The organism is Microvirga roseola, from assembly GCF_020866965.1.
GTDB classification, from domain to species: domain Bacteria; phylum Pseudomonadota; class Alphaproteobacteria; order Rhizobiales; family Beijerinckiaceae; genus Microvirga; species Microvirga roseola.
Genome location: NZ_JAJATX010000017.1, coordinates 1 through 21,890, shown reverse-complemented (window position 1 = coordinate 21,890; position 21,890 = coordinate 1). Strand labels below are relative to the sequence as shown.

Sequence of the window (21,890 nt, the reverse complement as noted above, 5' to 3'; positions counted from 1 at the left end):
GTCGTCAGGTCAGTCGGGAGCACGATGGCATCGGTCTGCATGGCCGGACAGGCGCCCGTTTCAACCTGACAGGTGGAGGTCGCCAGCTCAGTGTTCGGCTCCGCAACTAGGGCGTCGGGTTGATCGTCGCCTTCTCCATTGGGGTTCCTGGCCTTGCTCACGCTGGTCCCGACGCCCAAACGATCCAACCCGCGGATGAGCTCAGGCGGGCGCGTTTGCTCGACCTCGATCATGGCCGGATTACATGCCGGCGCATCACATTACTGCGCATCTGTCGAGCCGAAGATCGGTGTTTTCCCGCTGTAGAAAAGACAAAGGTGGGATGTCGGATTGAATGACACAGACACCGTCGATCGCGCTTCCGAAAAATTATTTGCGAACTCAAAACAAGTTAAACTCCTACGAGAGATCAAGGGTTTAAGGTATTATCAGTTTGACAGGCGCATCGAAATGTTTATTATTTCTCAGATACTTAGCTTGATTTTCCTCTGAATGTGCATGACCTTTGTACATGCCGGGACAAACGAGACTCCGGCAACAACAAGGAGGGGCACATGAACAGGAAGCAGGAGTTTCAGGGGCTCTACAAGCAGCTTGGATTACCCGCGACGGATGTCGCATCGCTAATCGGACGGTCACTCAACACCACGCGTCAGTACGTCTCGAACCATTCTGGCAGTCGTGTCCCGCCTGAGGGCGTTCTCTTGGCTATGCGTGATGCGTGGAAGCGCAAGGCCCAATCGGACCTCGACGGCATCATCCGTGAGCTTCAGACAGCGGGAATCCAGATCGACTGGGCCTCACTCGAAGACGTCGGCACATCTGGATGCCGCTCGATCAGGCCGAAGTTCCTGGGAGCCGTGTCGTGAGGTTCGGCTCTCTCTTTTCCGGGATCGAGGCGGCGAGCGTTGCGTGGGAACCTCTCGGATGGGAGGCTGCTTTCGTGGCCGACGTCGATCCCTTCGCATGCGCCCATCTTGCACATCGCTTCCCGACCGTGCCGAACCTGGGAGACGTGTCGGCGCACGATTTCGTCGAACGGGCTCGATCATGCGGTCCTATCGATGTCCTTGTAGGCGGCAGCCCGTGTCAGGCGTTTAGCTTCGCTGGCAAGCGCCAATCCCTGTCCGATGACAGGGGCAACCTCATGCTCAGATTTACGGAGATTGCAGATGAACTCGACCCGGACTTCGTGTGCTGGGAAAACGTCCCGGGGGTCCTCAACACGAAGGACAACGCATTCGGATGTCTGCTGGCAGTACTTGCCGGAGAGTCGAGCGGTCCGCTGGTCAGCTCAAGGTCCCGGTGGCCGAACGCAGGTCACGTTGCTGGACCACGGCGAACAGTTGCGTGGCGCGTTCTCGACGCTCAACACTGCGGAGTGGCACAACGACGGAAGCGCGTGTTCGTTGTCGCATGTGCTCGAGGCCGAGACGCCGGCGATGTATTGTTTGAGTACGAAGGCGAAAGAAGGGATTCTCCGCCGCGCTCGAAGGAGAGGCAAGAGGTTGCCGGAACTCCTCGAACAAGCGCTTTCGGAATCACTGACCATGCCCAGTACGGCGAAGAATTGCCGACCCTAAGGGCATCTGGAGGAGACTGTGGAGGCGGATCGGAGGCCTTGATCGTTCACGCCGCCGCCTTCTCGGCCGGCAACTCCGAAAAGGCTAGGAGCATCGGCTTCGCTGACGAGGTGGCGCCGACCCTCCGGGCGGGCGCTTCCGGAACGAACATGACCCCATCCGTCGTGTACGGAATCCTCGATTCAGAAACCGCATCAGTGGGAATCGTGCCGACGCTGACGGCCCGGAACGAGGGCGGCGGCAACATGAACGCCGTCGCATATCCTGAGATCGTAGGCACTCTGTGCGCCAGCGGAGCTGGACTGTCGCGCACCGCAGGGCAGGCCAACGAAATCGACTTCGTTGTCGCACAACCCGTTTCCGATATCCGGTGGATTGTTCGTCGCCTGACGCCACTCGAATGCGAACGCCTTCAGGGATTCCCGGACGGATGGACCGCAGTCCCGTTCCGAAAGCGACCCATCGCAGCCGATACCCCGAGGTACAAGGCCTTAGGAAACTCCATGGCTGTTCCGGTTATGCGGTGGATCGGCCGACGCATCTCCGCTCTCGTCGCCTCCCGGAAGATGGCTTCCCCCGAGCTCTATCCGGATCTCCAGCTCGCCGTGTCGGAGCAGTTTGTCACCGAATCCAAGCATTCGCAGGATCACTCGGCCAGTTGGATTTTGGATAAGGCCGTCCCTGTGCGACCGGCACCCATCCTGCTCCTAGGCCGCCGCGCTCGAAGCCCACAATCCCCGGTAGGATGTTCGTCGTACGACCGGAGAAGCGTGGCACTCCTTGGAACCGTTGCCTCCGCCGACCGGATCACGGAACAGAGTGGAGGCAGGATCCTAACCTGCTGAATTCAGCGAGGAAACCGACCCTTCCGATTTAGCTAAGGCTATCGGTCCTGTTGGACGAGTCTGTTGCGCCGCTTGGCTAAGGCGTTGGGAACTTCGCCGGGACATATGTCCCAGTTCTTTCAAATCGTGGAGAATGATAGCTTGTGTGCCGAGGATGCGGGCACCATCCTCTGGAGATCGCTGACTGCGTCTGGATCCTCATAGTCCGAGCGCTGTCAGAGATTCTGGAGGGAAGTACTTGGTCGATAGGATCGACAAGGCGCGTCGAAGCGCCCTTATGGGCCGGATTCGGGCGAAGAATACGTCGCCTGAACTGGCGGTGCGCCGCGCCGCGCACGCTGCTGGGCTGCGCTTCAGATTGCATCGGAAGGATCTGCCCGGACGTCCGGATCTTGTATTTCCAAGGTATAGGCTCGTTGTCTTCGTCCACGGCTGCTTCTGGCACAGGCATCAGGGCTGCCCGAAATGCACTGATCCCAAAACAAACGCGGAGTTCTGGTCCGCCAAGTTGGCAGCGAACGTGGAACGTGATGCCCGAATCGAGCAGGAACTGCGTTCACTCGGCTGGCGTGTCGAGATCATCTGGGAGTGTGAGACAAGGACGCCAGGTTCTCTTGTGGAACGCCTCAAGGCAATGACCCGGTAAGTACAACCGTTGTAGTCGTGAGAGACAAGGACTTCCTCGTCGCAGAGCGCGATACAAGTTGTAGCGGTTCAGATCCTAGCCGGACCAGTTGTCGGCCAACATCCGGAGCCACTCGAATTCATCAAGACCAATCCTAGCGAGGTTTGAGGTAACGGAACCGACGACCCGCTGGGCCTGCATGGGTTTCATCTCGGCAACCCAACGCAGGTCCGGTTCGGCTGGCAGCCCTTTCTCGATCGGCGGGGCACGATCAATCACGAGATGGTTTCCCGACCACCGGGCCCGAATAGTCTGATCCTGAGAGGGCTTCAGCTCGAAAGTGCGAATGTGCACATCCTTGCGGTTGACCAGCAACCGCTTTCGGGTGCCGCCGTCCTCGATCACCAAGTTGAACTTCTTTTCCTCTGTAAGTCGAGCGAACAGGAAGTTGGCACGATCTCCGGCCCTTCGGACACTGTCGCACACCGGGGTAAGACACAGGTAATAATACGTGCCATCATGAACAACTGTACCTAGTTTAACCGAGGGGAGAGCATCTGGATCATCCTTGCTGACGTCTGTATAGGACCGTCTTATGCTAGATAGCACTGCAAATGCTTCGTGCCCGTCTAGGCCATCCTTAAGGCTCGAACCTGTCAGGCAGTAAAGTTTGTCGGCAATCTTATCCCTGCCAAGCTCCTTCTCCACACTCTTCGCTTCGATCTGGGCAGTCTCTGCGAACTTCGCGAAATGCGACTTGAGGGCTGGCGCTCCTTGTTCGACTACTGCCTGTGCCAGTTGAAGCTCTATAGAGACTGCCTTTGTACCGTCCTTATTGAGAAGAATTTGAGGCTTCGCACCTTCCTTGGCGACGCTGTGTTCGAGGTACGCCTTGACGCTGTCCAGTCCAGCGTAAGTCCTAGAAACCCTACCCAGTGGTATCTGAGCTTCGAGCTCCTGGATAATAAGGTCGGCTACGAACTGCTCGGCATCCTTCGGAGATCCGAGCAGCGCGTGGTGGGTGATCAAGGGCGCGTCCATACGCTTATTGAAGCGGGCCAGAAGTTTGTGTGTGTTGCTCCGTAAATGTGCCATCGACCCGAGCGTCGCGTTGGGCAGAAGGCCGCCTGCGAACTTCGCGAATTCCTCAATCAGGCGATCTGGTAGATTGGTCGCATCGACAACGGATCCGGCTTCCTGTGGAGCGTTCGGTGCTCCCCCTTTCCCGAGGACAACGACCTTGGTAGTCGCGGTTCTGTTCTGCAATGAGAGGGGTTCCCCACCAGCGCTAAGGCCCTGAACCTCGTTTGCAATCTGAGTTCCGACGGGTGCAAGCGGTGAGATCCCGGTGTAGATGACGACCAAGCGGAGACGGTCACCGCGTTCATGGTCCGACTTCAGCAGACCTCTGATGATTTCCATGGCCTTTTGGCCATGATCGTCCATCTCCCAATCGAGAACCAGGATATCGGCGCGTTCGGCGGCCTGAAGAGTTTCGGTTTCCAAGGAGGCGCCGGCTTCCGGTTTGAGGACCGCGCAAACAAGTCCCTTGGCCGCGAACCCGCGTGTGATTACGCCGGCGTCCAATCCTTCACCCTGCTTCTTGGGAAGCGGAGCGGCAGTCTTGCTCTCGACTGCCACCGTCGCCATTTCGTCAGGCTCAATCAGGGGGTCGGCTTCGTCTGTAGTAGCCTCCGCTGCATCGGTTTGGCTGCCGAATGTCGCCCGATCGTCAACAAGGACGACCGTTTGGAGGAACTCTGCGGCGGCCTCCCTGCACGCTTGTTGGAATGTCATTTCGTCTGCTCTTCGGGAATTGCCGATTCCGGAACGTGGATGCGGAAGGTAGCCCCGTGACCCGGTTGGTAGGAGTCCAGTGTGAACCTGTAGCCGCTGCGCTCCAGGAGATTTCTTGTGATGTAAAGGCCGAGGCCGCTGCCTTTCGGCTTTCTCGAGAAACCAACCTCGAAGATTGCGGCCTCGTCCGCCGGGAGAACACCCGGACCGGTATCCGCAATCGAGAATGTCCCATCGGTGAAATCAAGCGTAATCCGCTTCTCACGAGGCAAAGGCACATCCTTGTCGTGGTGAACGACTGCTTCACCATGGTTCACCCAAAAGAGGGCATTGTCGACGATGTTCACGAATGACGGATAGAGTGTCGAAACATACTCATTGACCTCAACACTGCGGAATGATTCCGTTGCGACCAGTTCTACCCCATGTCGCCTCAGACGATCCCCCAGCAGTTGGTTGAGGTAGTCGGCGATCTCCTTCCCCGGGATCAGCCGCTTCGTTTGGGAAAGCCGTCGGTTCAGAGGAGCGAAAAGAGACAGGTAGCTGTCGAGGTGCGCATAGCTCTCACTGATGTCCCGGTAAAGGTCAGCGAGTTTCTGGTTTCGCTCGGCCCAGGGTCTCAGGCGTCGCACATTGGTGCGAACCGAACGGATAACCGAATGGAACTCGTGATGCACGATGCCTATCGCCTGTCCCATCTGGGCAAGCTCCAGACTCTCCAGCTCACGCTCGCGGCGCTCCTCGAGTTCCGTCTCAAGCGCTTCCAAGGTCTCCTCGCTGTCACGAGCCTCTGGAGTTCCAGCCCGGGATAGCTGCTCGGAAAGCCGCTCGAGGGTGGAAGAGTGCATGGAGGTTATGGCTTCGATCGCGGCCTCAAGGCGGGATTGAACATTCAGTATCTCCTCGTTCGACAGACCGGCATCTGCCTCATGTTCGAACTCGATCAATTTCTCCTCGACGGCCGCTACGACGGCCCGGACACTTTCCCGAGCCGTCTCCAGCGCGCGTTCCTGTAAGGATTTCGCGCTTTCCGTAACGCCCGTCGCGAGGGTGCGCACCTGTTTGGTATTGCGGTCACCCAACTCGGCTAGGGTCTCGACAGCGTGGCGTCGCACCTCAAGGGCAAGACCGAGCCGATCAGCGGTCTCTTGGACTAGGCGCTGCACCTCGGTATGAGCGGGTTGAAAAACCTGGTCGATGAGGCGCTTCCTCTCGACCTCATAGCGCGCCCATAGCTGCGACTGCTCCTTCGTCAATCCTACCCCCCGAGGCTTGGTGATACGTGAGCGAGCATCGACCGCGGCAATCGAGGCGCGCATCCGATTCAAGCTGCCGAAGCTCCGTCAGGGTGATGGACGAGGGGGTCTCACGGCCGAGCCTTCGCCGCAGTTGATCCGTGATACCCGCAACGGCGGCATCCGCACCACGAGCGTTTGCCTGCCCAAAGAACTCATCAAGGTCAGACTTGAACTTCCGCCGTCGGACTGCGACCTGTCTCTGACGTTTTTCCAGAAGCTTGTGCGCTTGATTTAGGAGCTTCTTCTGTGCCTCGTACTCGTCGACGTTGATGCCGCCTTCCCGAAAGAACTCGGCAGCCAACTGGATAAAGAAATTCGTGAGGATGTTCTTGAACTGCTTATACGCGTAGTTCTCCTGAAAGCCTTCCCGACCTGCCTTCTCCACCAGGTTCGAGTTTTGCTTCCGGCTGATATCGATCACACCGAACATGCGCCGGTAGGAGAAGAAATAGTAGCTAGCCTTCTTAGTGCGGCGGTTCTCAATGTCGAGGAAGTCATAGTCGGAATCGCCGTACGGCAGGACGCGCATGCCATCACGGTAGATGTAGAGTCCGCCAATCCGGTTCAGCTTTTCGATCATCGGCCCCCAGAGATCGGGAGGCAGACGGGAGTCGGCTTGAGCGCCTTGGACGTACGCGAAGTCGATTTTGAAGGGACCGCAACGCGTGTCCCTGCCTTCCGCGTCCGGCCATCGGATCTGGATCTGTGTAGGCTCTTTTCCGTATACTCTCAGAAAGCCGGAGAACTGGCCGCGTTCGTCGAACTGGCCCACGATGCGATGGTCGGCGTTTTCGAACTCCACGGGAGTGAAGAACTGTTCATCTGCAATGAGATCGCGCCAGAGTCCATTCCTCCCATGGTCCCGGAACCGTGTGGCCATCGGAGGCGCCTTGTGCCCAGGAACCATGGTGTTGCTGAAGCCGAGAAGCGCCTTCTCCATAGGAGTGGCCTTCTCACGTTCGCTTCCGCTGTCGATATCCAACGCTAGAGCGTCGTGAGTAGGTGTGATGTAGAAATGAGTTCCGTGTCCATCGCCACGAAGATCAGGCCCTTCGATCATAGTGGGTGCGAGCGCTGCCGGATCGACATTGAACATCGCCAAATCTGCGAGGATCTCGTCTACTGCGTCGGGACTGGTCTTTGGACGCAGCTTGGAAAGGTTGGCTCTCGCCTCCTCAATCATATCCTTGATGCAGGCGGCGTCAGGCAGAGTGCCTCCAGGAAGCTCGCGAAGCGGGATGTCGAGATCACCGAGGCTGATGTTCGGTAGACTGAACACGCTCCAGTGAAGCAGTGACGCCACGAGGGGGGCCGAATTATCCAAGGTTTTGCGGCGGGTGAGAACCAGCACCTGCTTGCCGAGTACGGCGATCGATAGGCGGCCGATACCTTTCTCTCCCATAACCGGACGTGGTGGCTGATCAGGATCGGTAGCCGGTGGCTCGATGAATCCGGTTTCACGCTTACTGTCGGTAGCCGCAGTCAGCCATCGCGTTTCGAAATCCTCACGGGACATCCCAACACCGTCATCGCGCAGGATGAACAGATCTTGGGCACGATAGAAGTCGACTTCGACATTCCGGGCGTAGGCGTCGTGTGCGTTCTTGAAAAGCTCACTGATTGCAGTGGGCGTTCCAGCCACCTGCTGCCGGCCAAGTAAGTCAATGACGCGAGCGCCGATACCGAACTTAGCCATCGGTGTTGCTCCAGTACTTGTCGACGTGCTCGATCAAGGCCTTCCCTATGGAAGTAGCGAGATCCGGAGGCACGGCGTTGCCGATCTGCCGGGCCATACCGTTAACGGTCCCCACGAAAATGAAATCCTTAGGAAAGGTCTGGATGCAGGCCGCCTCGCGGATGCTGATTGCGCGATCCTGCTCGGGATGGCCGAATCGACCATTCGACAGGCTGATGCAGCGGGTCGTCAGTGCCGGCGAGGGCTTACCCCAACTCATGCGTCCGTATACGTCAGAGTAGCCCTTTACGGTCCTATGGCAGTCGAGTTGTAAGCGCTCATCCCACGCTAGACGTCCGCCACCCTCGCCAACGGCGCGAATTCTCTCCAAGTTCAATGGCGAAAGCTTGCACGCATAATGGTTGGGTACGGAAGTATCGCTTTCCCCGGCTTCGAGATGGGGGAGGTGACCGATTGCATCCCAGACCGTGCGGTAGGGCGCCCGACCTGGGCCATGTGTTTGTTCCGGCAGGTCGATTGGTCCAAAGGCGCTGGCGACCAGTACGAGACGGCGGCGGTTCTGGGGTACGCCATAATCCTGCGCCAGGATAACCCGTGCGGTGTGCCAATATCCAAGGCGGTCCAGGACGGTCACCAAATCATGGAGAGGCCCGTCCTCGTCTTCCGAGAATTCCTGCAAACCAGGGACATTCTCGACGAACAGCAGTTCTGGACGAAAGCGCTCAAGAAAGCGGGTGAGCTCGGTCAGGAGCGAAATGCGGGCATCGGCTTCTTTTTTCTGGCGGTTCTGCTTCGAGAACGGCTGGCACGGCGCACATGCACTGAAAAGTATAGGAACGGTCCGCTGCCGCTCGAAGTAGGGCTCCAGGTCGCGAGTTAAAACAGTCCGGATGTCCGACTTTATGGCGTGAGCATCAGGAAAGTTGAGCCGAAACGTTTCGAGAGCCTCTCCATCCATATCCAAGGCGACGATTGGGACCATCCCAGCGTTCTGAAGGCCAGCGCTTGTACCGCCGCATCCCGAGAAGAAGTCATATACGCGAATCGCATGCACTTGCGCTCTCGTGAGGCAAGGTATGCCTACCTTGGTGAGGCCTTCAGGGTACTCTGGATCGAAGGAGAATTCTTCCGAGGGCTGATACATTCAGGCTTGGGTTGTTCGGCTTTGGGCACAAGACGTGCGGGAGACCACGCTAAGCTGGGCAGATTTTCTCCTGTCTATGGCAAATCCTCGGGTTATGCTACCAAATCCACTCGATCGCTTTCACGAACCTGTCGGAAACCTTAACGCAGACCTTAACCGGATTGATGCCAATGGCTGCTACCCCGGGCCAATGCAGACGTGTGTGAAGGGCAGAGGATTTCCTGGTTTGACCCGTTTCAGACATTCAAAGCTGGTATCGTGGTGCGGCGCAAACGCTGTCCAAGTCACGGAGCCCTGGATCGCCGCTCGAATGACGTCTGCACCAGCATCGTCCTGGCCTCATGCACGACAGCACGAGCCACATTACCGAGCACAGGGCTCACAATGCGGCTCTGCTGCCAGAACAGCGGGACATCGAGAGGTTGGTCCGGCCTGAGCGCAACCAGCCTCCCGGCGCGAAGGTGGTCGATCACGAGCGGCTCCGGGTTCATGCCCCAGCCGATCCCGGCCAGGGCCGCATCCACAAAGGCCTGGGACGAGGGCAGCCAGTGCAGCGGGGGATGAACATCGGCTCCAAGCACCTGCCGTAGCCACTCCGCCTGGAGCCGATCCTTCTGGTTGAAGATCAGACATGGAGCCCGTACCGCCGCGGCCTCGTTGAATCCGTCCGTAAACCACCGGGCACAATACTCCGGGCTTGCTGTCGCAACATAGCGCTGGGCGCCCAGGGAATGGCAGTCACATCCTTGGATCGGCGTGCTGTGCCCCGTCACGGCCGCCACGACCTCACCCCGCCGCAGCCAGTCCGCGCTGTGTTCCTCATCGTCCAGCACCAGATCGAACAGGTATCCTTCGGTCCTCGCCATGGCTTTGATGAACCAAGTCGCGAGACTGTCGGCATTCACGGCAATCCGCAGGGTCGCAGGCTGGCTTTTGTCCTGGAGGCTTGGCAAGCTTTCCTGCAAGGAGTTCTCCAGCAGCGCAACCTGCTCGACATGTTGGCACAGGCGCTGGCCAACGTCGGTTGCCGTGCAGGGCTGACCCCGGACCACAAGTACGACCCCGAGGCGTTCCTCGAGCAGCTTCACCCTCTGCGAGATGGCAGAGGGCGTGACGTTGAGCTGTTGCGCAGCGCGCTCGAAGCTGCCGGTTCGGATGACGGCTGCGAGGGCCGAGAGTTGGGCGTAGTCAAACATGGATTAGAGGCTCTAATGCGGACTGAGGAAGTTTAACTATCCTAATCATGCTGTGCCGCCTAAGGAAGGGCGATCCCAACAGCGTTCGTCATGATCAGCCTTCATCTCGTGGGCCTCGTGTCGGGTGCTGAGCCTCAGACATGCTGGAAAGTGCCGATGCCGGACATCACCCAAGTCGCCTTGTTCTTCGCCGCAGCCTTCGTCCTTGCGATCACCCCGGGACCAGGCATTTTCTACGTTGCTGCCCGCACCCTCGCGGGCGGCCGCGCGGAGGGAATTGCCTCCAGCTTCGGCACGGGACTTGGCGGCATGGCTCATGTCCTTGCCGGGAGCCTGGGCGTATCGGCCATCGTTCTGGCCAGCGCGGAGTTCTTCACGATCCTGAAGCTGCTGGGAGCTGCCTATCTGGTCTGGATTGGCGTGCGAACCTTCCAGGCCGCACGTCGGGAGGCAATGGCGGTCCTGGCAGGCGGGACCGCGGCTCCGCCCGTCGGGGCGCGCCAGGCCTTCCGCGAAGGTGTGCTGGTGGAGGCCTTGAACCCCAAGACGGCAGCCTTCTTCCTGGCCTTCGTGCCCCAGTTCGTCGACCCAGCCGCTGGCAACGTGGCCCTGCAATTCGCCATCCTCGGCTTTATCTCCGTTGCCCTCAACACCCTCGCCGATGTCGTCGTGGCCTTCGCGGCGGGCGGCATCCGAGATGGGGCCGCGGCGCGTCCCGGCTTGATCCGCCGCCTGCGTGAAGGCTCGGGGGCCGCCATGATCATGCTCGGCCTGGGCCTTGCCCTGGCCGGACGTCCTTCAACGTGATGGCTTGGATCGTGCAGGACTGCGCCTGCCTTGAGGTTCGCACATGATGACCAAACAACCAGTATCGAAGCTGTTCAGCGGCCTGTCGGCCTTTCCCCTGACGCCGACCGATGCGGCGGGGCACCTGCAAGCCGACGTGCTGGGCCGCTTCCTTGAGCGCATCCAGGCGGCAGGGGCGGACTCCATCGGCTTGCTCGGCAGCACGGGCGGCTATGCCTACCTGACACGGGAGGCTCGCCAGCAGGCGGTCCGGGTGGCGGTGGAGTGCGTCGGTGGCAAGATCCCGATCATCGTGGGCGTGGGCGCGCTCCGGACCGACGAGGCCGAGACGCTCGCCCGCGATGCCAAGGTGGCAGGGGCTGATGGCCTGCTGCTGGCCCCGATGTCCTATACGCCCCTAACCGACGAGGAGGTCTTCCAGCACTTCGCGGCCGTGGCCGAGGCGGGCGGGCTGCCCCTGTGCATCTACAACAATCCGAGCACCACGAAATTCGCCTTCAGCGATGACCTGATCGCCCGTCTGGCGAAGCTCCCGAACGTGGCGGCAGTGAAGATGCCGCTGCCTGCGAATGGCGACTTCAGCGGCGAGATGGAGCGGCTGCGGGCGATCACCCCTGACGGGTTTGCCGTCGGCTACAGTGGTGACTGGGGAGCAGCAGATGCCCTGCTGGCCGGCTGTGACGCCTGGTACAGTGTGGTTGCGGGTCTGCTGCCCGCTCCGGCGCTGGCCCTCATACGCGCGGCGCAGGCGGGCGATCACCCAGAGGCTGCCCGCATCAACGATGCCTTTCAACCCCTCTGGGAACTGTTCAGGGCATTCGGCAGCTTCCGAGTGATGTACGTGATGGCAGACCTTCTGGGGCTGGCCAGGATCGAGCCGCCGCGCCCGATCCTGCCGCTATCCCAAGAAGCCCGCAGTCGCGTGGAAGGGGCTTTGCAAATCGTGAAGGGTAAAGGCAGCTTCATTCCATAGAAGGCTTCCGTTTGTGAGCGCAGAAGGTCGCCTTCTGGCACGCCTGACCAAAGCACGAAGGCAGCAATCCTCATCAAACCGGACGTTCCGAAAACGCACGGAATCTCGGTTCCTGACCCCAAGCTGACGTTGGCCGATCCGAATTATGGCTTGCCTACAGCACACTCCTAGAAGTGGGTATCATGCGGAGCGTCCAAGGACGGTATCAGGCAACCTCAGGCCGCCACGCGATGACACCTTGCGTCCGTGCGCGTATCTCAGGCGAAGCAAGGCAGGTCGCGACAGCTTCGTAGCCATGCGCGCCGGGGTAGGGAATGACACGAATCGGCGGGCTGTGGTTGGCAGGGCAGAAGAGGATAGCCTCGTCCGAGCCCACTGCCGACAGATCCAAGATTGCGCAGGACCGTGTGAGCAGGAACAGGGGCGGCTTGTTGGACCCACGCCTGCGCAGGTGGGCTGTCAGAGCCTCCTGAGTGGCCTGATCCAGCCCTTGCTCCACCATATCGACAACGAAGGCGGACGGACCATCAGCTTCCAACTCAACCAGGAGGGAGATCAAGGCATCCGAGATCGTGGCTTCGTCTCCGGAGAGCCAAGCGAGTGTTCGATCCACCCTGGCCCTGAGGTTCAGGTCGGTATCGAGCCGCGCCCGTGCCGCAGCGCCGTTCTCCAACCGCTCCAGCCCGAGGAAGACGGCACCAGGAAGCGTTTCGGCAATGCTCTGGGCAAGCCGTGTCTTGCCACTGCCCAAGGGGCCGGTGATGTAGGTCAGGGGCTGGATGTCGCCCAACTCGAACCGTTCGCCACCCCAGGGCCACGGCAGGTCGAACGCGATACAGACACCGGTGGAGATCCTCAGGCCTGCAAGCTCTTCGGCCGTCGGCAGGTGGCCCTGAGCAAGGTCGGCTCGAAGGCTGCGGACCTTCGTGATGACACCGGTAGTCTGACGAACCTGCTCCTCAAGCCTTGTCTGGTGTGCGGCCAGCGCAGGCTCCAGATCCTGAGGGTTGCCGCCCAGCACGCGCGCTACCTGGGCGAGGCTGAGGCCGAGCGCACGCAGGGCTGCGATCTCGGCGGCGCGGGCCATCTCGCCGGGACCATAGGCTCGCCATCCGGCTGCCGTGCGGCTCGGGACGATCAAACCGCGCTGCTCATAGAGCCGGAGAGCCTTGGCGGAGACTCCGAGCCGCTTGGCAGCTTCGGACGGACTGAAAAATCGGGCGGAAGAGCTCACGACGCACCTTTGTTTCGCTGACCGCTCCTCTTATCGAGGTGACCCCAAGGGCCAGGTCAATAGCGTGCGCGCACTTATTCAGTCCTCTCGCGCTAGCCGCGAGAGGAAGCGATAAGGCCCGTTCCGCGAAATCAGATTGCTGATCGATTTCTGATGGTCTCAGGTTTCAGGGCTTCCAAAAGTTCGCTCAGACTCTCGTCAACCGTCTTGAACGAAGTATCGATTACATGGGGCGATCGGTCCCACGCCTCATATTCACGCGTAACAACATCATCCCATGTTGGCGGGATCAGCCCTTCGATGTCGCTGGTGCGGGTCGTGACGATACGCTGATGGTCGTCGCGGTCTGACCGAACAATCTCAACCTCCACAACGACAGAGGAGGTGCGCTCGGCCACCGAGCGCCATGCATCCCGGGTCACCTTCAAAGGATTGACTGAATCAGCGACAACCATTTTCCCGCCACGCAGGTTGTCCTCTGCCACAGCATAGGCCACCATGTAGCCTGCGGGACCAACGTCTGCCTTCAGCATGCCAGAGGCTTTGATCGCCTGTTCGATCGTATCAACGCGGATATGGGTCGCATGGAGGTGCTGACTGAGGGCGCGAGCAAGAGTTGTTTTACCCACTCCAGGCAACCCGCCAAGGATAATCAGCACGCGCTCCCTCCATCTCTCCGCTCATTCTGTTCCATAAAGCGTCTTCTCGGAAATCGATGATACGGCAGCCCTAGCCTATTGGGGTGAATGAATATGCGGACGACGACAACTTTGTGAAAGGGGAGGCTTGGCCTACCGCAAAAGCTGTCTAGGCGCGCAAGCGGTAGCCGCGCCCGTCCCGTCCTACGTCTTGTCCTCCTCAGGTGGTCTGCGGCGTCGGACGCGGGATCGCGGCGAGCGCTCCGAAGGCCAGGAGAGCCAGACCCGCTAGGCTCGTGAAGGCGAAGGCAGGTCCAAGCGACGCGATCACGAGAGCGAAGGCGAACGGCGCTCCCGAGGTCACCACGAGCCGGATGGCGGTGATCGTGCCGAGCCTCGCCCCGTAGCCGGAGCGTCCGAAGAGGGCGAGTGGCACGACGCCGCGCACGATCGAGGTGAGTCCCTGCGAGAGGCCGAACAGCACCGCGAAGGCGGCGGCGCCTGCGTAGCTCGTACCCGCCGCGAGCACCACGGCTGTGGCGGCGAGGAGGAACACGATCGCCACGCTCGCCGTGACGAGCGGATCCATCCGTCGCCCGAACATCAGGTCGAGAAGGCGCACCCCGACCTGGGCTGGGCCCATCAGCGCTCCCGCCGCGACTGCAACCCCGGCGGACAAGCCGAGCTCGGACAACGCTGCCACCCAGTGCACGTTCAGCGCCGAGAACACGAATCCCGTGAGGCAGAACGTCATGACAACGAGGACCATCCCGCGCAGGCGCTGCTCCGGCGCGAGCGTGCCTGCCTCGTGCGCCGCCGGGCCGCCCGGCGCGCCGGGGACTTGCACGGGGCGGGCGCCCCCCAACCAGAGGAGGTGGATCGGCAGGCACAGGGCGAGATGCAGAGCGCCGAAGATCAGGTAGATCTCGCGCCAGGTCAGGCTCGCGGTAAGCCAATGGGTCAACGGCCAGAACACTGTCGAGGCGAAACCGCCGAAAATCGTGACCTGGGTGATCGCCGACCGCGCCTCCCGCGCGTCGCGGGTCTGCGCGATGGCGGCGAAGGCCGCGTCGTACTGCGTCAGCGTGGAGGCGATCTCGACTGCGACGAGGGCGAGCATGAAGCCGCACAGGCCTTGCGACTGGGACAGGGCCGCGAGGGAGGCGGCAGAGGCGACGGAGCCGACGGCCAGCGCCAGACGCGCACCGCGACGGTCGATGAAGCGGCCCGCGAGCGGCCCGGCCAAGCCGCCGACGAGCAGCGCCACCGAGAAGCAGCCGAAGGACCACGCCGACGACCAGCCGAACTCGGCGGAGATCGACGGCTCGAGGACGGCGAATGCGTAGTAGAGCGAGCCGTAGGAGACGATCTGCGTCACACCCAAGCCGGCGACGGGAACAAGGCTGTCGGGGCGCGACGCGGGCGCTATGGCAGGGATCTGGGCCTCGGTCATCGGTGATTCCTCTACGGGTGATGCAACTGGGCGAATGAACTTTACGGCTACGTTTGCGACATCCTCGTCACAGGCTTGGCCGCGCCTCGCGCCCGGATGTCGCTGAAGCCTTCTCGGGCGCTCACCGGATCGCCATCTCCGGCGTCCTCCAGCGACCACCACCAGAAGCCGACGCCATTTTGAGTGACGCACAGGCGTCGTCCACACACGGCTTATTGGAAATTCCACCCGCAGACCGGGAATGTCGCATATTGGCACATACCGGTCCTCAATCGGATGTCCGCTGTTCCCACAACTGCGGGCATCCATGTGAGATTCACACTGCTAGGTTTTGAAGCTAGGCGCCGTGAAGTGTTCCTGGTCCCCTGATGGATCCAGCACCAGTTTCGGCGAGCTTGGATCAGTCTCGGCCATCTCCAGCTCGGCGAGTAGGCTCCGGCCTCGCTCAACCCAGGTATCGGCCAGTGTCGCCACCTTCACCAGATACTCCCGATTGAGGTCTCTCTCGGATGGATCTGGAGTACGCACGCAGGACACCTGGGTGCGTCGGATCTCATTGCGAAGCTCGCCCCAGCGGGAGCAATCATCAATTTCCCGAAGGTAGACTGCCAGGGGTAGAGAAATGCGTTGAACGATTTTCCACCGTCGGTCTGCCATTGGCCCCTGGCTGCCTCTATTCCGGATCAGGAAGTCGAGTGTCCGGGCAAGCTCCAAGTTACCGATGGACAACGGCGGCAGATAGTCTCGCGGAGTTTGCCCGTGAATAATCCCTGCTGTCTCATCCGCTCCGCGAGAGCCATTGAATCCTACGGGTCGGGGAGACCGCTTGTCGCCTTCGAACACTGTCCAAGATGGCGACGGCCGCGTGCTCAGGGCAAGAATGGCCGTTCTGACGAGCAAGCCTGCAAGGACAGTGAGGAAAATGACCTCTGGCAAGCACGGGAGCCGTGGCGCCCGCTCCTTCGCCCTACGAGCGCGACGCATGATCACCGGAATGCACGCACCAACCTGTCGTCGAGAGGACCGCGACCCATGACGATTCTTTTGCCGCTTTGAGTTACGCCGCGTCATTGACCGACCTCCGATGGTTCGGTTCGAAGAGCGTACCGACAAGGATCGCTCGATCCTGATCACGGGACAGGTACACATCGAGCCAGCGTCGGAAGGCATCGACCATCGCGTCACCGCGACCGGATTCTGCAAGAGCGAGCATCGCGGCGCCGAGCGTGAATTTCACTTGGTTCGCAGTCCGGCGATTGGAGCGATCGAGAGACCGGCGCAGGCGTGCAACACGCGCTCGGGCATTCCTTTCTCTCACACGTGCCAGCTCCAGCCTTCGTTCGAGATCGTCCATCCTCCTGTCCCCCTTCATCGTGGTCGACAGGAATAGAGTAACCGGCGCTTTGACTAGCACGAGAGTGGGCTCAAGCTTGCCAGCACGGGGAGAGGAAACCGAGTAGGCAGGCTCGCCTATACATTGCTGCCGCAACGTGGCTCGAAAAGAATTTCACGGCGGTCCCCGTTCCCGCCGGCGGGGACGATCATGACGGGGTTCTTTCGTGTTCAGCTTGGTGTTGTCAGCCGATCGGAGGGCCACTCCGCTGTGAAACGGTCCGCCTACCAATCCTGCGGTCGCCTCGTCGACCATGAGGGCCACCGGTTCGACTTCTCCCGGAAGCGAGCGGAGCACGCCATGACTGTCATGCTGTGCCCAGACGGTGCACCGGAATGGATGCGCGATCCTGGCGACGTCTGGAGGCGGGCTGCCACAATGGAAAAGCGGGTCGACGCCCAGGAGGCGCGGATCATTGATCTTTCGATGCCGCGCCAAGTCCCCCGTTCCCTATGGGAGTCTTGCATTCGGCATGTTTACGAACCCTTCCGTGAGAGAGGGATGATCCTCCAGATCGACGTGCATGACAGCCTGGCCAGCGACGGTGGACGCAACGTTAATGTCCATGGGCTTGCGACACTCCGAAGGATCGACGGCGACGGCTTCGCGAAACGGAAGGAGCGTACTTGGAATGACTGGCTCCGGGAACGGGATGGACGCACCGTCCGGGAAATGGTGGCTGAGCGCCTCACGGCCTTCTGCCGGGACCACGGCATCGACTATGCTGCGGACGCCCGCGCAAATGCCGAACGAGACCGGCCTTCCCCGGAGCCGGAGTTGCCCCGATGGAACTGGGAGGCCGCGAAGCGCACCGGAACTCCGACCGAAGCCTTGGCTGCCCTCCAGCACCATCGCCGCTTGCGTAAGGAGTGGGAGGCTGCCAAGGCGGAGCTGGACGCCACCAACACCGAAATTATAGTGATCGAGCGTGCCCGGCGGAGCCGCCGAGGCTCATGCGTTAGTCCGGCCCGGGCGGCAGAGAAGGCTGCGGCCCGCCGAGACCGTCGCGCAGCGGTCCTCCGAGCTTGGCATGATGGGGCATGGATTGACGCAGCGGCGGTCGCAGAGATCGTGCGGGCTCGTTATGACGACCGCCGTGACTGTCTCTGGTTGGACCTCCGGGATGGCAGCTCACTGATCGACACCGGCGACGCCATTCATTTCCGAGGACGCATTACCGCAGCCGCCGCGATGGAGACGGCAGCAGCGGCAGAACGCCATGGTTGGCGGGAGGTTAAGGTCTGGGGCGATCGCGCCTATCGGGATGAGGTGACGATCGCATGCCAGCTTTGCGGGATCACCGTGACGAACCACCGCTTGTCACCACAGGCCCAAGCCCGGCTGGATAGGCTGGTTGCGGAAAAGGAAGCAACCTTGTCCGAGAGGCCTCTGGGACAGGGCGCTCCATGGACACCACCGGTCTCAAGTTTGGACGTATACCGACGCCTGCGGGACAATCGGCGAGAACAACCTGAAGCCAATCAGCCAGAGCCTACTGGAAATGACTTGGCGGAGTCGTCGCCGGCATACCGTCCCCGGTCTGCCCGTGCGCGGGAACGAGGGAGTCCAAACCAGAAATAATTTCCGGTTTGGAATATCCGGTGTCGGCCTCCTTAAAATGTTGACATACTCCCCTCGATACCCGACACAATTGTGGACACTGGGTCCGTGTTGGGTTTCAAAAAAATCTTTGTATATCAATAGTTTGCCGGAATAGTGGGTTATAGTCCCTCCGTCTCCGCCATTATCTGGCGATAAGTGATTGAAATCTTTGGTGGAACTGTTGGGTGATAAATCTCTTCCCCGCCTCATTCCCCACCCTTGTCGCTGGCTTGGCTATAGGACTGCTCTGCCCTCCTAACCCATAGATGCGCTTCGTTCGCCGCTCGTTTTGGGTAGTGCTTTCTGGACACGCCTTATTCATGCCAGCCAACAAAAGCAGTGGACGAAAGGCGCCCTCACCTCGGCACCGGCTTCTTGGGAATTAGGCTAAAGGTCTTGATGGGGGACAATAACGCTAAAGGCACTAACCGCATGCACACTCGCGCTCATGCTCGCCGGCTGCGTATCGCCTCAACAGCAGGCCGTAAGGCAGGAGGTTAGTGACGACGGAAATTGCCGCCGGATGGGCACACGGCCTGGAACAGACATTTACGTTCAATGCCGGATGTTCAAGCAGCAGCAGAGAACCCAGAAGGAACAGGCAGACGCCGCGTCCTCTGATGCTCTCCTCGCATATGGTTCTCAGATGATGGCTGGTCCTCAGATGACCACCCTTCGGGCCAATTGCACCTCAACCCGAATGGGCTTCCAGACGGTCACGAACTGCTATTGAGCAGCAAGGCTAAGGGCAGTTGATCCCGCAAAGAAAGAGCGCCCATTCGGCTGGCGCTCTAGGTGGGTCGCTAGTGCAACCATCCAGGGAGAACGACCGTGCCAACAAGGCACAGGATGAGGCTGCACCTGAAAGGTAAGCGCATCCTTAACAGCGCCTACCACAGGGAGACTTACCCGCCAGTGCTACCTGCGCCATGAGCCCTGGCGTACAGTTCCGTTACATTGACCATCATTCTGATGCGTCGACCCCCACACTGCGAGCATCGCAGCTTCGAGGTCACGTCAGGCACCGGCAGATGAGGAGGCCGGTCCTTCAGCGGCACCTCGGCGCCGTGTCCGCAGTTGTGAGCTTCGCAGTAGACCATCAGGGTCCTGTACCCATCGGCAAGGCCCTGCCCGACCGTGACCGGTGGGGTCTCGCTGCCGTCCGCATCATAGGCACGGCGCGGATTGCGAGGATGGCTCATCGGCGCCTCTTGGGCGGCATGGGCAGGTGCTTGAAGGTCAGCCCCTCGGCTGCACTGCGGATGGCCTCACGGCTGACCCCAAACTCACGGGCCAGTTTGCTGTATTCCCGCTCGCCAGAGGCATAGCGCAGCCGCGCCTCCAGCACCTGCTCCACTGTCAGCTTGGTTCTGCCGATCCCCGTGCCACGCCTATATAGGACATAGAGAGAACATCTATTCGGATAGGCAGGCCTGTCGAGAGGTTCCTTCGTCGCAGGTAAGGCTGTGAATTGGTGGATTTCCCAAATCGAAATCTCTTAGCTAAAGCCACCAACTTCACGCTGCTACGGCTACTCACCCATTTGACACCTCAGATGCTGTTAGCCGGGAAGGTGGCGGGAATCTACCTGCTAGGCCGCCATCTTTTCCTTGGGAGCCGCAGTCTCCGTTCTGAGGCGGCAGCCATTCCAATGTCTACATGCCTGACCAGGCCATGGGCGTTTTGTAATGGGATGTGCCAATGCAGGTGCCCCACCCACCAGCTTTCTGCTGAGGATTGCGAAAGCCATCCGAACTTGGGATCGCAAATCGCTTGTACTTCGGACCTTAAGTTCGTCTGCCGGCAAATTAAATGTCTCGCCTTCCGTTCGGGTAGGCCAACATCTGGGATAGTGGTTCATTGAATATCCGTGCTGCCTCTGCCAATAATTCACATTATTGGAACTCTTATTATAACGCCCAGAATAGAACGCTGATTCCGTCCCAATTTGCGGCGTTCGTAGCGGGTGAGCTTCAGGATCGGAGCGCCATTGTTGATATTGGTTGCGGATCCGGGCGCGATACTTTTTCTTTGCCAGTTGTGGCCATCGCGCAATTGGGATCGATGAGAGCCATGTTGCGATTGAAAGTTGCAGGGCTCGTCTTCAACAGAATGACGAGAATTGCTCGTTTATAGCTTCAAGTATCGATAACCAAGCTCTTCTGGATAAGATAATGAAAGAACTAGATGGCGTTCAGATTAATCGTGTTATCTATTCTAGATTTTTCCTGCATGCAATAAATGCGCTGGATGAGCATAATTTTTTCAATCTGTGCAACGGATTGTTGCCTGATACCGGAATTATCGCGGTCGAGTTCAGAACGACACGCGATGAGCAGCTTTTGAAAGCAACGCCAGATCATTATCGTCGATATATTAATCCGTTGGAGCTTGCGGCCCGTGCGCAGCTCCACGGATTTGGTGTCGACTACTTCGTCGAGGGCTTTGGCTACGCCAAATTTCGCGCTGATGATGCCTATGTTGCGAGGATGATTTTTTCCCGGAGGGACTAGTTTCTCACATGAGCTCCTATGTCGAGAACAATTCACAAGGAGTCATCTCAGGGGTACTCAGTTATGACTCCCCTGATGACTGCTTCGTTGATATATTTTCCGCCGATCTGTTTCTGAGGCGTATCCCTGCTCAGCATTCACTACACGACATCTCAGACGATCCGAAGGTAAAAGGCTTCTGGTTCGGGTTGCACAGTTCAGTTGTGGGGATGTTGCCGCAGGGCACAATACTTGAAGCGCGTTCTACGGATGGCGAGACAATCCCATGTTCACCGGCCGCTAGAGTTGAGACGATTGGGGTCGCAACAGACGGCGGCGCGGCTCTTCGCGCGGCGTTAGAGGCAGGTTGCTTCATCGACAAATGGGGGGCGCTGAAGGCCCCATTTATAGCAGAGCCCGAGAAACGAAAGCGATATGCACAACATATGGGGGGTATTGCCAATTATTTCTATGAGAGGCATAGCGTTGTCGCTTTTCCTCATTACGGGACGCTGCTCGGTTGCATTCGGGAAGGCAAGTTCATCGACCACGACGATGACGTAGATCTGTCGATTGCAATTTATGACAAGGATCTTGATATAGTAGTCGACAAATTCTTCAAGTTAATGTATGACGCATGCGCCGATGGACTTAACGTATAAATCGTAAACGTTGGGCAGTTTACTATTTATTCAAATGATCTCCTCTCCACACCTGTCGACATATTTTTAACTTGGGGCGGAGACAACTATACGTTTAATACCTATTTTGGAGTTTGTGGGGGACTTACCTATGGACTTGAGTTCATATCTACTATGCTCGAAGGGCAGAAGCTAAAAATTCCCGTTCAAAGTGAAGAAATACTTCAGCTCACTTACGGACCCAAATGGCAGCATCCAGATCCTACATTTGTCTGGCAACCTTCCAGCAAGGTAAAGGATACTATGCAGGAACTGGTTGAAAGGGGCTCCGAGAAACTTGAGGTCCTGAGAAAGCAACTCCGGGCTTTTAGGCCAGATTAATCCCGTGTGAGAATTATTGTTCGATAGAAGCGGTTTCGACAGCGGTGTGGCCTGCCCCATGAGGGTGATCCGGGTGTGATGTTAATTCAGGG

General features: G+C 59.4%; 19 protein-coding genes. 8 read left to right on the top strand and 11 right to left on the bottom strand.

Going from position 1 to position 21,890, the window contains the following annotated elements; all coding sequences use genetic code 11:
* Positions 1–554: 554 nt before the first annotated feature.
* The 3 genes from LG661_RS12315 (at position 555) to LG661_RS12305 (ending at position 3,074) form a co-directional block, all read left to right on the top strand.
* Positions 555–869 (top strand): hypothetical protein, encoded by a 315-nt coding sequence (locus LG661_RS12315; protein ID WP_230532200.1) that lies wholly within the window; start codon positions 555–557, stop codon positions 867–869.
* Positions 827–2,428 (top strand): DNA cytosine methyltransferase, encoded by a 1,602-nt coding sequence (locus LG661_RS12310; RefSeq protein ID WP_230532199.1) that lies wholly within the window; start codon positions 827–829, stop codon positions 2,426–2,428. Before LG661_RS12315 ends, LG661_RS12310 begins: the two co-directional genes overlap by 43 nt.
* Positions 2,429–2,666: 238 nt before the next feature.
* Complete coding sequence (locus tag LG661_RS12305) at positions 2,667–3,074, top strand: very short patch repair endonuclease (RefSeq protein ID WP_230532198.1); 408 nt, start codon at positions 2,667–2,669, stop codon at positions 3,072–3,074.
* 75 nt (positions 3,075–3,149) lie between these two features.
* On the opposite strand, the gene LG661_RS12300 is transcribed toward LG661_RS12305, so the two are convergent.
* The 5 genes from LG661_RS12300 to LG661_RS12280 form a co-directional block, all read right to left on the bottom strand.
* The gene (locus tag LG661_RS12300; protein ID WP_230532197.1) at positions 3,150–4,850 is read right to left on the bottom strand and encodes a response regulator receiver domain; all 1,701 of its coding nucleotides are present in this window, start codon (positions 4,848–4,850) and stop codon (positions 3,150–3,152) included.
* Positions 4,847–6,106 (bottom strand): ATP-binding protein, encoded by a 1,260-nt coding sequence (locus LG661_RS12295; protein WP_230532196.1) that lies wholly within the window; start codon positions 6,104–6,106, stop codon positions 4,847–4,849. The genes LG661_RS12300 and LG661_RS12295 overlap by 4 nt, the downstream gene beginning before the upstream one ends.
* On the bottom strand, positions 6,069–7,844 hold the full coding sequence (locus LG661_RS12290) for an ATP-binding protein (RefSeq protein ID WP_230532195.1): 1,776 nt from the start codon (positions 7,842–7,844) through the stop codon (positions 6,069–6,071). Before LG661_RS12290 ends, LG661_RS12295 begins: the two co-directional genes overlap by 38 nt.
* The gene (locus tag LG661_RS12285; protein WP_230532194.1) at positions 7,837–8,988 is read right to left on the bottom strand and encodes a DNA cytosine methyltransferase; all 1,152 of its coding nucleotides are present in this window, start codon (positions 8,986–8,988) and stop codon (positions 7,837–7,839) included. Before LG661_RS12285 ends, LG661_RS12290 begins: the two co-directional genes overlap by 8 nt.
* Before the next feature lie 284 nt (positions 8,989–9,272).
* The gene (locus LG661_RS12280) at positions 9,273–10,184 is read right to left on the bottom strand and encodes a LysR family transcriptional regulator ArgP (protein ID WP_230532193.1); all 912 of its coding nucleotides are present in this window, start codon (positions 10,182–10,184) and stop codon (positions 9,273–9,275) included.
* 156 nt (positions 10,185–10,340) lie between these two features.
* Here LG661_RS12280 and LG661_RS12275 point away from each other — a divergent pair, with 156 nt between their 5' ends.
* Together LG661_RS12275 and LG661_RS12270 are read left to right on the top strand one after the other, a co-directional pair.
* Positions 10,341–10,991 (top strand): LysE family translocator, encoded by a 651-nt coding sequence (locus LG661_RS12275; RefSeq protein ID WP_230532192.1) that lies wholly within the window; start codon positions 10,341–10,343, stop codon positions 10,989–10,991.
* Between the two features lie 43 nt (positions 10,992–11,034).
* Positions 11,035–11,964 carry a dihydrodipicolinate synthase family protein gene (locus LG661_RS12270; protein WP_230532191.1) on the top strand — a complete coding sequence of 310 codons (930 nt, stop codon included), beginning with the start codon at positions 11,035–11,037 and terminating at the stop codon, positions 11,962–11,964.
* 205 nt (positions 11,965–12,169) lie between these two features.
* Here the strand turns inward: LG661_RS12270 and LG661_RS12265 are convergent, their stop codons facing one another.
* The 4 genes from LG661_RS12265 to LG661_RS12250 all read right to left on the bottom strand — a co-directional run bounded on the left by LG661_RS12265 (position 12,170) and on the right by LG661_RS12250 (position 16,643).
* On the bottom strand, positions 12,170–13,198 hold the full coding sequence (locus LG661_RS12265; protein WP_230532190.1) for a MerR family transcriptional regulator: 1,029 nt from the start codon (positions 13,196–13,198) through the stop codon (positions 12,170–12,172).
* Between the two features lie 131 nt (positions 13,199–13,329).
* Positions 13,330–13,857, bottom strand: a complete 528-nt coding sequence (locus LG661_RS12260; RefSeq protein WP_230532189.1) for an AAA family ATPase — start codon at positions 13,855–13,857, stop codon at positions 13,330–13,332.
* A gap of 199 nt (positions 13,858–14,056) precedes the next feature.
* Positions 14,057–15,289: an MFS transporter gene (locus LG661_RS12255; protein ID WP_230532188.1), complete on the bottom strand. Its 1,233-nt coding sequence runs from the start codon at positions 15,287–15,289 to the stop codon at positions 14,057–14,059.
* 1,057 nt (positions 15,290–16,346) lie between these two features.
* Complete coding sequence (locus LG661_RS12250) at positions 16,347–16,643, bottom strand: hypothetical protein (protein ID WP_230532187.1); 297 nt, start codon at positions 16,641–16,643, stop codon at positions 16,347–16,349.
* A gap of 189 nt (positions 16,644–16,832) precedes the next feature.
* On the opposite strand from LG661_RS12250, the gene LG661_RS12245 reads away from it, so the two are divergent.
* Positions 16,833–18,263, top strand: coding sequence for a MobA/MobL family protein (locus LG661_RS12245; protein ID WP_230532186.1), 1,431 nt, complete (start codon positions 16,833–16,835; stop codon positions 18,261–18,263).
* 926 nt (positions 18,264–19,189) lie between these two features.
* On the opposite strand, the gene LG661_RS12240 is transcribed toward LG661_RS12245, so the two are convergent.
* Both LG661_RS12240 and LG661_RS12235 read right to left on the bottom strand, forming a co-directional pair.
* Positions 19,190–19,486, bottom strand: coding sequence for a hypothetical protein (locus LG661_RS12240; RefSeq protein WP_230532185.1), 297 nt, complete (start codon positions 19,484–19,486; stop codon positions 19,190–19,192).
* A complete protein-coding gene (locus LG661_RS12235) occupies positions 19,483–19,641 on the bottom strand; it encodes a hypothetical protein (protein ID WP_230532184.1) in 159 nt (52 codons plus the stop codon). The genes LG661_RS12240 and LG661_RS12235 overlap by 4 nt, the downstream gene beginning before the upstream one ends.
* A gap of 817 nt (positions 19,642–20,458) precedes the next feature.
* On the opposite strand from LG661_RS12235, the gene LG661_RS12230 reads away from it, so the two are divergent.
* Together LG661_RS12230 and LG661_RS12225 are read left to right on the top strand one after the other, a co-directional pair.
* The gene (locus LG661_RS12230) at positions 20,459–20,797 is read left to right on the top strand and encodes a hypothetical protein (protein WP_230532183.1); all 339 of its coding nucleotides are present in this window, start codon (positions 20,459–20,461) and stop codon (positions 20,795–20,797) included.
* Between the two features lie 8 nt (positions 20,798–20,805).
* The gene (locus tag LG661_RS12225) at positions 20,806–21,438 is read left to right on the top strand and encodes a LicD family protein (RefSeq protein WP_230532182.1); all 633 of its coding nucleotides are present in this window, start codon (positions 20,806–20,808) and stop codon (positions 21,436–21,438) included.
* Positions 21,439–21,890: the final 452 nt, after the last annotated feature.

What these genes read in the sequence shown, in the direction of transcription:
- LG661_RS12315 (WP_230532200.1), top strand. Translation starts at nt 555, where the DNA reads ATGAACAGGAAGCAGGAGTTTCAGGGGCTCTACAAGCAGCTTGGATTA.
- LG661_RS12310 (WP_230532199.1), top strand. Translation starts at nt 827, where the DNA reads ATGCCGCTCGATCAGGCCGAAGTTCCTGGGAGCCGTGTCGTGAGGTTC.
- LG661_RS12300 (WP_230532197.1), bottom strand. Translation starts at nt 4,850, where the DNA reads ATGACATTCCAACAAGCGTGCAGGGAGGCCGCCGCAGAGTTCCTCCAA.
- LG661_RS12290 (WP_230532195.1), bottom strand. Translation starts at nt 7,844, where the DNA reads ATGGCTAAGTTCGGTATCGGCGCTCGCGTCATTGACTTACTTGGCCGG.
- LG661_RS12285 (WP_230532194.1), bottom strand. Translation starts at nt 8,988, where the DNA reads ATGTATCAGCCCTCGGAAGAATTCTCCTTCGATCCAGAGTACCCTGAA.
- LG661_RS12280 (WP_230532193.1), bottom strand. Translation starts at nt 10,184, where the DNA reads ATGTTTGACTACGCCCAACTCTCGGCCCTCGCAGCCGTCATCCGAACC.
- LG661_RS12275 (WP_230532192.1), top strand. Translation starts at nt 10,341, where the DNA reads ATGCCGGACATCACCCAAGTCGCCTTGTTCTTCGCCGCAGCCTTCGTC.
- LG661_RS12270 (WP_230532191.1), top strand. Translation starts at nt 11,035, where the DNA reads ATGATGACCAAACAACCAGTATCGAAGCTGTTCAGCGGCCTGTCGGCC.
- LG661_RS12255 (WP_230532188.1), bottom strand. Translation starts at nt 15,289, where the DNA reads ATGACCGAGGCCCAGATCCCTGCCATAGCGCCCGCGTCGCGCCCCGAC.
- LG661_RS12250 (WP_230532187.1), bottom strand. Translation starts at nt 16,643, where the DNA reads ATGGACGATCTCGAACGAAGGCTGGAGCTGGCACGTGTGAGAGAAAGG.
- LG661_RS12245 (WP_230532186.1), top strand. Translation starts at nt 16,833, where the DNA reads ATGACGGGGTTCTTTCGTGTTCAGCTTGGTGTTGTCAGCCGATCGGAG.
- LG661_RS12240 (WP_230532185.1), bottom strand. Translation starts at nt 19,486, where the DNA reads ATGAGCCATCCTCGCAATCCGCGCCGTGCCTATGATGCGGACGGCAGC.
- LG661_RS12230 (WP_230532183.1), top strand. Translation starts at nt 20,459, where the DNA reads ATGAAAGAACTAGATGGCGTTCAGATTAATCGTGTTATCTATTCTAGA.
- LG661_RS12225 (WP_230532182.1), top strand. Translation starts at nt 20,806, where the DNA reads ATGAGCTCCTATGTCGAGAACAATTCACAAGGAGTCATCTCAGGGGTA.